The organism is Mycobacterium sp. (genome assembly GCF_008709575.1).
GTDB lineage: Bacteria > Actinomycetota > Actinomycetes > Mycobacteriales > Mycobacteriaceae > Mycobacterium.
Genome location: NZ_VYIK01000053.1, coordinates 21,611 through 28,297 on the forward strand (window position 1 = coordinate 21,611; position 6,687 = coordinate 28,297).

Below are 6,687 nucleotides of genomic sequence, written 5' to 3' on the forward strand. Positions count from 1 at the left end.
GGGAACGCGTCGGAGTAGCGTCGGCGCCGTGACGGAAATACAGCGCGAATTCGACATCGTCGTCTACGGCGCCACGGGTTTCGTGGGCAAGCTCACTGCCGGATATCTGGCCGGCGCCGGCGGCAACGCCCGCATCGCACTGGCCGGCAGGTCTGTCGAGCGGTTGCGCACAGTCCGTGAGACGCTGGGCGCCGCTGCACAATCGTGGCCGATTCTGCAGGCCGATGCGTCGTCACCGTCGACGCTAGACGAGATGGCTTCTCGGACAAGGGTAGTCATCACTACCGTGGGACCGTACACCCGCTACGGGCTGCCGCTGGTAGCCGCCTGCGCCGCGACCGGCACCGACTACGCCGATCTGACCGGCGAGGCGATGTTCGTGCGCAACAGTATCGACGGATACCACAAGCAGGCCGCCGACACCGGTGCCCGCATCGTGCATGCATGCGGATTCGATTCCGTCCCTTCGGATCTGAGCGTGTATGCGCTTTACCGCAGGGCACGCGAAGACGGCAGCGGCGAACTCGGAGACACCGAATTCGTCCTGCGCGGTTTCCGCGGGGGTTTCTCCGGCGGCACCGTCGCCTCGATGGTCGAAGTGATGAACACCGCCTCCACCGACCCAGACGCTCGGCGTCAGCTGGCCGATCCGTACACGCTGAGCCCCGACCGCGGCGCGGAACCCGAACTCGGCCGGCAGCCGGATCTGGCCTGGCGTCGCGGGCGCGTCATCGCGCCCGAACTCGACGGTGTGTGGACGGCGGGATTCCTCATGGCGCCGTACAACACCCGCATCGTGCGACGCAGCAACGCCCTACTGGACTGGGCATACGGCCGGCGGTTCCGCTACACCGAAAGCATGAGTGTGGGGCCGTCACCGGTCGCGCCGGTGGCCTCGGCGGTCACCACCGGGGTCGGCGCCGCCCTGTTCTGGCTGGGCAGCCGCTACTTCCGGGTATTGCCGCGCCGGCTGCTGGATCGGGTGCTGCCCAAGCCCGGCACCGGCCCCAGCGCCGCACTGCGGGAGCGCGGCTACTACCGGACCGAGACGTACACCACCACGACGAGCGGCGTCCGGTATCGGGTCGCGATCGCCCAGCAGGGCGACCCGGGATACCAGGCCACCTCGGTGTTGTTGGGGGAGTGCGGTCTGGCGCTCGCGGTGGACCGCGACAAGCTGTCCGACCTTCGCGGGGTGCTCACGCCCGCGTCGGCGATGGGCGACGCGCTGCTGGCACGCCTGCCGGCCGCAGGAGTATCGCTGGAAGTCTCTCGGCTCTAAAGCGTGTCGAACAACTCTGTTAAGTGTTGGGCACCGCCCTTCTCGGGCGTCGTCGGTTCAGGCCGCTGGTGCGGTGTGAACGTCGGTTCCCGCGTCATCCGGGCTGGTTTCACCAACACGTGGGTGTTGGCCAGCGCCGTCCCGTCGGCGGGCATTGGTGGCCCGGCCTCCTGCTTGGGGGTCCGGGGATCGATCGAGGTCGTGATGGGCCTGGCCCCAGCGGGCCAGATTTGTCGCGGCGTTGGTGTCTCTGTCGGCGGTATGCCCACACCCACAGGTGAACACCCGGTCGGCCAGCGTCATCGCAGTGTCAACGGCCCCGCAGTGGGGGCACAGCCGGGTGGACGGGTACCAGCGGTCGGCTTCAACGAGCTGCCCGCCGCGCCACGCCTGTTTGTAGCGCAGCATCCGGGCGAACTCTGACCAGCCGGCATCGGAGATGGCGCGGGCCAGCCGATGGTTGGCCAGCATTCCGGTCACGTTGAGGTTTTCGATGACGATCCGGTCGTGGGTCTTGACCAGCTCGCCCGATACCTGGTGCAGGAAATGGCGGCGCACGGCTGCGACACGGTGATGATGCCGCCCCAACCGGGCAGCGGCATCGGTGCGGTTGCGTGATCCTTTCTTCTTGCGTGACAACGATTTCGATAGCCGTCGCTGCTGTTTCATCCCGGCGGCCAGCGCTTTGGGCGCGTCGCTGATACGGGCGACTTCGGTGCCGTCGGTGGTGGCGGCGACCAGAAACGCCGACAGGCCGCGATCGACCCCCACCCAGTCGCCACCACAGTCTGGGCGTGTTGGGTGCTGATGGGCGGGGTGCAGATCGGCGGCCTCGACATTGAGTGAGATCCACCACCGGCCCCCGTGATGACTGATGGTCGCGAACAAGATTTTCGCTCGGTGTTTGGCGAGCATGCGCCGCAGCCGACGGGTGTCGTCATGCACCGCAACAGCACCGATGCCGGGCAGTGTGACTGAGCGGGGCCGGTTGTTGTCGCCGATGCGGATCGCGGCGGGTTTGCCTTTGGGGTGCTTGTTGCGCAGCCGAAACGAGGCGATGTCGCCGGTCTTTTTCTTGAACCGCGGGAACCCGACCCGTTTGCCTTTGCGCTGACCACAGCGTGAATCCGACCAGGCTTTCAGCCCTTTGCCCAGGTCGACGGCGGCTTCCTCGAACACCTGCTGGCACACCTGGCTCCGCCAGGCCAGCCCGCTCACCACCACCTCGGCAGCGCCGTGGGCATCGACAGTGAACACCCGCCCGGCGGCCTCGGTTTTCTTCCACGCGTTGAAGGTGTTGATCAGATCAAACCCAGTCCAGGGCACCTTGATGTCCGGATCGGGTTTGCGGTCGGTGAGCGCGGTTTTCACCATCGCCAGGCACTGGTTGAACGCGAACCGCGCCGCCCCGGCGTGGCGGGCCAGCACCGCACACTGCTCGACGGTGGGATCGAGACAAAACCGGAATGTGCTGTGGCGGCTCATCACCGATCAGCCTCGCACACCACACCGACAAACACCCTGGCCAGCGACGACGTGTCCAAGCATCGGATCACCATCGACAGTCAACTCACCCAAACCTGCCCGGGCGGCGCCGGTACCGCTCCGATCTGTCTGATTACCGCGTGGGCGTGCGTCGCCGGCTTCCTCGTCCCGAAACATCCCAAAACGTGGGCGGCCCTGCCCACCGCAGCGGTGGCGCGAGTACCTCGACGCGATGCTGCACGTGCTGCGCAGCGGGTGCGCGTGGCGGCCTCTGCCGCACGACGTCACCGTGTCGTGGTCAGCAGCGCACAAACACTTCCCACGCTGGTGCCGCAACGGCACCTGGGTGCGAATCCCCACCACCGTCCGCGGCGAGGTCCGCACCCGCTGCGGCCGCCGCCGTCGGCCCACCACCGCCGTCGTTGACTCCTCCAGCGTCAAGGCGTCCCCGGTGGCCGGGCCGCGCGGGTTCGACGGGGCAAAAAAAGTCGACAGCGTCAAACGTCATGTGCTCGTCGATTCCGCCGGCGTGCTGCTCGCCGCTATCCTCACATCAGCCGACGTGACCGACCGGGCTGCATTCCCGGCGCTGCTGCGCAAGCCAAGGCGGGTCGCCCCCACCATCAGCCACCTGTGGGTGGATAAGCGGCCGCACCGGGCGGGCCGTGACCAGCGCCGCGGCCGGAGCCGGTGTCACCGTCGAGGTGATCTCCGGGCCGAAACCCGGCCGCGGGTTCATCGTCCAACCCCGACGCTGGGTCGTCGAACGCACCAACGGCTAGATCAACCACTGCCGCCGCATCAACCGCCACTACCAAACCACCCCGGCCGCACACGAAGGCTTCCACTACCCCAGCCAAATCGCCCTACCACTTCGACGACTCGACCCCAGCCAGTTGTTCGACACGCTCTGATATGTAATTCGTTTTGTCAAGCAGGCAGGGGGAAGCAGGCGCCGCGGCCGTCGCCGGGCGCCCGCTTCCGGTTGACCGAATCGTCCCGGTTGGCGAGCGTGTCGAGGTTGTCGACGCGGGTGTCAAGTCTGATATTCGCGGGTTGGTTACCGCAGGACGGACTGTTCTGCTGGAGTGGATCGCGGATCTAGAGGTCGAGCGTCATCACGTTGTCAGGCAACAGGATTGCTCATAAAGCGTTCGCGGGTCACTCCCAGGCGCTGCCGCCACCAGGCTCGATTCGGACAGTTGTGGAGGGCGCGGGTTTAGCTGTCGAGGACCGCCAGTGACCAGCACCAGCCCGCCAGTTCGCGGGCGATCGCGGTGTTGGCGACCACCGGGCGCTTGTTACGGGCATCGAAGCGACACCAGCGCTCGTGCAGGCGCCGGTTGGCCTGTTGGCCGCGCGCCCGTGCTGCCGGGCTGGCCGCGTCCCAGCGGCGCCGCATCACCATTCCAGGTCGGTAGGGCTGGCGGTGATGCCAGGCCGCCTCGATGAGCAGTCGGCGGGCGTGGCCGTTGCCAGTCTTGGTGATCGCCCCCTGCGAGCGGGAAGCCCCCGAGCTGTACTCGGTGGGCACCAGACCCAGGTAGGCGCCGATCGAGCGGCCGGTCAACCGGTGCCAGTCGCCGATCTCGACGGCCAGCCCAAACGCCGTCAGCGTCGAGACCCCGCGCAGACAACCCAGCCGGGTCACCACCGGGGTGTAGGCGCTGTCGGCGGCCAACTTGGCGATCGCCTCGTCGAGGCGGTTACGGCGATCCACGGTGGCCAGCATCGTGTCCAGTGCCGTGTCGTAGGTGAGCTGCAACGCCGGTGCGTCAAACCGCTGCCGCTGCAGCCACAGTTCGTGCTTGCCGGTCCAAGTTCCTCCACCGGAATAGATAACCCCCTGCCGCAACAGCAGTTTCGACAATCGATGCCGGGCACTCATCAGATCCCCGCGGCAGTCCTCTCGTGCCCGCACCAGATCTCGGGCCGCCTCCCGCTCGGCGCTGGGAACCGTGACCTCCACAATCTGACCCAAATGCAGCAACCGGGCCAGATGCGCCGCATCACGGGCATCGGTCTTGACCCGATCCCCGGTCGGGCGTTGCAGCTTCGACGGAGCGGCCACCAGACACATCACCCCAGCCGCCACCAGAAAGCGCGCCAGACCGAACCCCGTCGGGCCAGCCTCATAGGCCACCGCGACCCGGCCCGGCAACGATCGCAACCACTCCAAAATCTCCTGATAATCCGGGGTCAACCGACGTTCGAATACCTCACCGGTATCTCCGTCCAACGCGCACCCAACCACCGACCGCGCATGCACATCCAAACCAACACTGATCCGAAAATTATGGTGCGCTGACCTCGGTTCGCACCACGTGTCCTTACGCGGCGGGAGTGAGAGTGACCGTGTAGCCGAGGGCTTCGAGTTGTCGAATGTGGCTGCGCTTCTTGGCAGTCGGATCGACATGTCGGCTGTAGTGATCGGCTCCCAGATCGTGGTACCGGGCTTCGGGGTCCTGAAGCAGGTGCCAAATGATCACCAGGATGGAACGACCGACGGCGACCACAGCTCGGGGTTGTCCGCGGCGTCTTGCAATGCGGCGATAGCGGGCGGCGAGGAAGGTGTTGGTCTTGGTGGTGCCCACGGCGGCCTCGCCCAAGACGCGCGCCAGATACGGATTGCCGTGCCCCGACGAAGCGCTGCCTTTGGACTTGCCTGCCGAGGAGTTAATGCCCGGGGTGAACTTCGCCCACGAGCACAGATGTCCCGCGGTCGGGAACCGTGACATATCGACCCCGATCTCGGCGATGATGGCGGCCGCGGCGACCGGACCGATGCCGGGGATCTCATCCAGCCGAGTCGCCGCCTGGGCGAAAGGGGCCAGCTGCACATCGATCTGCGCATCGACGGCGGCGATATCGGCATCGAGTCCCTCGATGCGCGCCACCATGCGCGACAGCAAGAACCGGTGATGATCGGCGAAATGCCCGTCGAAGGCCTGTTCAAGTCGATCGATCTTGCCGCGCATCCGCGCTCGCGCCAGCTGGGCAAGCACCTTGGGGTCGCGTTCGCCAGCCACCAACGCGGCCAGCATCGCCCGCCCCGACACCCCGAAGATGTCGGAGGCCACCACCGACAGTTTGATGCCGGCGTCTTCGAGTAGCTTCTCCACCCGATTCTTTTCGGCGGTCCGCGCGGCCACCAGATCGGTGCGGTAGCGGGTCAGATCCCGCAACCGGCGGATCGGCCACGGCGGCACGAAACTGGGCCGCAGCATCTGCCGCTCGGCCACCTTGCACAACCACACCGCGTCCAGCACATCGGTCTTGGGTCGACCGGGCAGATGTTTGACGTCGCGGGCGTTGACCAGCCACGGGTCCAGCCCGTGCGCCTCGAGCAGGTAGAACACCGGTTTCCAGTACGACGACGTCGCCTCCATCACCACTCGCTCGATACCCAGCTCGACAAGCCGATTAGCCAACTCCGTCAATGCCTGGGTCATCGTGGAGTATGTCCTGACATCCTGCAATCGCCGTTTACCGCCGGCTGGCGAGGGCACCCGCACGCAGCACACCAACTCCGCCTTCGCGATATCCAGGGCGGCCACCCGGGCAATGATCTGTTCCTCATCATGGGACTCGGCCAGCATGGAATCCTCCTTAACACCAACTACCTGACAGTGGTCGCCTGCGGATATCGCAACGGGAACAACGAATCTGATCCTCGTGCTCGATGAAGCGGCAACAGTGAAGGGCCCAATACAACGACATCCGGCGCCCGGCTCGATACACGGCCTCGCAGGACCACAGTGTCGGACGGCGTCGACAGGCGACCACCGCACAATTTTCATCCCCCCAGGGCGACCGCCAGGTCAGAATGGCTCGTACGCTGAACCTTCACTGGGGCCTCCCACATCTTGTGGCTCTACCGGCCAGGACCCGTTTCCTGTCGGCAACCCACGTTCACATGT

Annotated in this window: 4 protein-coding genes and 1 pseudogene; 2 read left to right on the plus strand and 3 right to left on the minus strand. The window is 66.3% G+C overall.

What is annotated here, in order from left to right; translation table 11 throughout:
* Positions 1-28: 28 nt before the first annotated feature.
* Complete coding sequence (locus F6Q13_RS12875; RefSeq protein WP_293056950.1) at positions 29-1,282, plus strand: trans-acting enoyl reductase family protein; 1,254 nt, start codon at positions 29-31, stop codon at positions 1,280-1,282.
* 57 nt (positions 1,283-1,339) lie between these two features.
* Here the strand turns inward: F6Q13_RS12875 and F6Q13_RS12880 are convergent, their stop codons facing one another.
* Positions 1,340-2,767 carry an RNA-guided endonuclease TnpB family protein gene (locus F6Q13_RS12880; protein WP_293056952.1) on the minus strand — a complete coding sequence of 476 codons (1,428 nt, stop codon included), beginning with the start codon at positions 2,765-2,767 and terminating at the stop codon, positions 1,340-1,342.
* Positions 2,768-2,942: 175 nt separating this feature from the next.
* On the opposite strand from F6Q13_RS12880, the pseudogene F6Q13_RS20315 reads away from it, so the two are divergent.
* Positions 2,943-3,401 (plus strand): annotated as a pseudogene (locus F6Q13_RS20315) (transposase); the annotation flags it as partial.
* A gap of 585 nt (positions 3,402-3,986) precedes the next feature.
* Here the strand turns inward: F6Q13_RS20315 and F6Q13_RS12885 are convergent.
* Both F6Q13_RS12885 and F6Q13_RS12890 read right to left on the minus strand, forming a co-directional pair.
* A complete protein-coding gene (locus F6Q13_RS12885; protein WP_293056955.1) occupies positions 3,987-5,036 on the minus strand; it encodes an IS110 family transposase in 1,050 nt (349 codons plus the stop codon).
* A gap of 61 nt (positions 5,037-5,097) precedes the next feature.
* A complete protein-coding gene (locus F6Q13_RS12890; RefSeq protein ID WP_293056957.1) occupies positions 5,098-6,366 on the minus strand; it encodes an IS110 family transposase in 1,269 nt (422 codons plus the stop codon).
* Between the last annotated feature and the right edge of the window lie 321 nt (positions 6,367-6,687).